At 44.5% G+C, this 3474-nt stretch carries 3 protein-coding genes; all 3 read left to right on the top strand.

The features are described from left to right. The first annotated feature begins 131 nt into the window (after positions 1–131). From ODJ80_RS13885 to ODJ80_RS13895, 3 genes are read left to right on the top strand one after another with little or no spacing between them, the layout of a single operon-like run. Positions 132–1406: a tyrosine-type recombinase/integrase gene (locus ODJ80_RS13885; protein ID WP_263042545.1), complete on the top strand. Its 1275-nt coding sequence runs from the start codon at positions 132–134 to the stop codon at positions 1404–1406. Continuing rightward, positions 1403–2356: a tyrosine-type recombinase/integrase gene (locus ODJ80_RS13890; RefSeq protein ID WP_263042546.1), complete on the top strand. Its 954-nt coding sequence runs from the start codon at positions 1403–1405 to the stop codon at positions 2354–2356. Before ODJ80_RS13885 ends, ODJ80_RS13890 begins: the two co-directional genes overlap by 4 nt. Further along, positions 2346–3383, top strand: coding sequence for a site-specific integrase (locus tag ODJ80_RS13895; RefSeq protein ID WP_263042547.1), 1038 nt, complete (start codon positions 2346–2348; stop codon positions 3381–3383). Before ODJ80_RS13890 ends, ODJ80_RS13895 begins: the two co-directional genes overlap by 11 nt. Positions 3384–3474: the final 91 nt, after the last annotated feature.

Below are 3474 nucleotides of genomic sequence, written 5' to 3' on the forward strand. Positions count from 1 at the left end.
ACTTGAATAATGCCGAGAAATAGAAAAAGCCGAAACAGCAAAGAAAAGCAAGTAAAATGCGGTGGGAATCAAAAAAACTCGGCATTACCTGCTATACTTGTAACAACTAAATATAGCAGGAGGTATACAAGATGCAAAAAATCGAAGAAATCGTAGGTGAAGTATTGGATGCCATGCGGAGACGTGGTCTGAGGGAGTACACACTAAAACATGAGAACTGGAGCATCTACAGGCCCATCATCAATTGGCACCATAAAAATGGAACCGAGTATTACTCGGAAGAACTGCTGGAAGGCCTATGCAAGCATCAGCAAACCAGATACGAGAATGGAGAAATCCAACGGAAATATTACCGTTCTTTTATAACGGCAGCGTTCCGCATACGCTCTTATGTGGATTCAGGTACGGTTGATTTCTCCATTGTGAAAGATGCCAGGTGGTTCAGACCCGATGAGGAAAACCAACAGATTGCGGATTCTATTTTGGAGAATACCGGCTTAAAAGAAGGGTACCGAAAAAAGCTCTCCATTCCTATACGGCATCTGTTTTGCTTTATAGAGAGCCGAGGAAAATCCATTGACCAAATCTCAGAAAAAGACTTGCTCGATTTTATATCGGAAGCCGCAAAAACAAATCGAAACAACATGAACATTGTTATGCGCGCTGTAAAATCTGTATCCGCCTATTTGTCTAAGCAGCAGCTTATAAAAATCGAAATAGACTGGGATGTGTTCCGACCTGCTACATCGCCCCTGCACTTGATTGCCCCCTATACGCAGGAGGAAATCACTCGTATGTTGGAGGTGATTGAGTCACATAGCAAAACACCGCTGCGGGACAAAGCCATAATACTTCTGGCGTTTAACACGGGACTGCGAGGCGTGGATATCCGGAAACTGAAACTGGCGGATATCTGTTGGGAAAAGAAGGAAATACATATGGTTCAGAGTAAAACCGCCAGGCCCATTGCGGCCCCACTGCAGGGGAAAACACTAAATGCTCTTGCGGATTATATCCTGCAAGAACGACCTCAGTGCGACTCTGATTGTGTGTTTATACGGTCATATCCAGCCTATACCGGGCTTGCCAGTACAAGCCCCCTTGATTATATGGTAGATAAATATAGCCGACTGGCCGGCATCCCTAAACAGAGTTATCGCTCCTTTCACAGTCTGCGCCGGGCTTTTGGCACAGAACTTGCCGAAGCTGAAATCCCGGTAACATCTATTTCACAAATGCTGGGACACAGGGACATGGGTTCGGACAAGGCCTACCTTAGTTTCAACCGGTCGCAAACATCCCTGTGTTCTGCGGATTTTTCAGAAGTACCTATAATTAAAGGTGTTTATGCAGACATAACACTTCCCTCCAGCCACGCCGCAAGGGAAGGAGGGACTGTGTCATGAATTTTTGGGAAGAATTAAGAGTTGCCTATTATGATATGGTCGAATTAAAGGTGTCCCTTGGATACAACGAAGGCACCTACCGCACGTCACATATTTTGCCTTTTGTAGAATACTGCTCGCAAGTATTTCCCAGTGCCCGGGAGATTACGAAGGAAATGTTGGATAGTTGGTTGAAAAAGGCTGTTTTCCGGACGGAAAACACCAGAAAACACGTTATTATTAATCTTCGGCATTTCACCCGCTACCTCAATGCTACGGGAAGAAGGGCGTTTGTACCTACATCGGAATATAATGTGAAAGCGCAGCGCTATCGTCCATATATTTTCACAGATCAGGAACTTAGACTTCTTTTTGACGCCATAGATGATATAAAGCCGTGCCCACGTTCTCATGTTGAGTGGATTGCTCCCGTTCTTTTCCGAATGGAGTTGTGCTGTGGTATGCGGCCTAACGAACCGTTAAATCTTTTGGTGGAAGATGTTGATCTGGCCACTGGAGATATTTTTATCCGAAAATCGAAGCGCGGGAAGGATCGGCATATCATCGTCTCAGAGGACATGCGTCTCCTTTGTGCCAAATATGACCAGCTAGCTGGAAAACGCAAATGGTTTTTCCAGCACTGGGAAGGTGGAAAATTTCCCGTATATTGGGCAAGAGATAAGCTAACAAAAGCATGGATGAAAACTGGCCGGATGGAAAACATTATTCCCCGACCTTATGATTTGCGCCATAATTTTGCTACCCGCACATTGATGCGATGGATAGATGAAAAGCGCGATGTCATGGCCTTGATGCCATATTTAAGCACCTACATGGGCCATGTTACGCTGGAGGAAACGCTTTATTATGTGCATCTCCTTCCGGAAAGATTAAAAAGCTCCCCCGGCATTAACTGGGATATGCTCAGCGGGATATATTGTATTGAGGAGGGCTTTTCAAATGAAGATTAAAGACCCGATCCTATTTGGCAAAATAAGAATTTTCTTCAAAGAATATCTGCCTGTTGTTCGAAGAGAAAGCCCCAACACTACTACATCGTACCTTTATACAGTGAATATCTATTTAGAATATCTGCAGAGTGTATGCCAACGAAAGCTGCGAGAGGTGACATTAGATGATTTCACACAGAAAAATATTATGGACTTCATGGATTGGCTACAAACCAAAAGAGGGAACAGCGCTTCCACAGTGAATCTGCGGTTGGTGCATATGAGAAAATTCTGCCGGTTTCTCATGGAGGACGATATTCTTCGCCTTGCCGAACTGGCTGCCATACAGCGGGTAGCGGAAATTCCTATAGACAGAGCGGAAGAGATCCGCTATCTTTCTGTAGCGGAAACAAAACTGCTTCTGGCACAGCCCGAGCCTAACACAAGACTTGGACTACGCGACCGTTTTTTTATGTATCTACTTTATGATAGTGGGTGCAGAGTTCAGGAAATGCTGGATTTAACAAAAAGAAGCTTTGTGCTAAGAAGCACTGGTGCACAGCTACATATTATTGGGAAAGGGAATAAATTCCGTGCCACTCCGATTTCAGCAGAGCTTATCCCCATGTTTAAGGATTATTGCAGATGGTTCCACACAGACTCAACGCCGGACGATTATTTGTTTTATGTGAGGAGAAAAGGAACCCTGGAACGGATGTCACGCGACAACGTACAGCGGTTCGTAGAAAAATACGGCTCCTTAGCAAGAGCATCCATGCCGTCTATACCGCATATCCATCCACATCTTTTCCGCCACACCCGTGCTATGCATTTATACATGGCTGGGATGCCTTTGGAAACGGTCTCCCAATGGCTGGGACATTCCCAACTGGAGACCTCCTTGATTTATGCTAGGGCTACTACGGAAATGAAACGTGCAGCTGTTGCTAAAATAGCCTCTAAAGAGAATTCCGTTTTTAAGGATGATGAAAAGTTCAAATATTCGGATGACACCGCTATGATTAAGCGTCTTTATGGCTTGAGTTGAAAAAACTAATGCCGAGTCTTTTGACTAATTCCCTGTTTTAACCAGGGTTGTCGAATAGTCTCGGCTTTTTCTATTTCTCGGCATTATTGAG

Source organism: Acutalibacter sp. LFL-21 (genome assembly GCF_025630755.1).
GTDB lineage: Bacteria > Bacillota > Clostridia > Oscillospirales > Acutalibacteraceae > Acutalibacter > Acutalibacter stercoravium.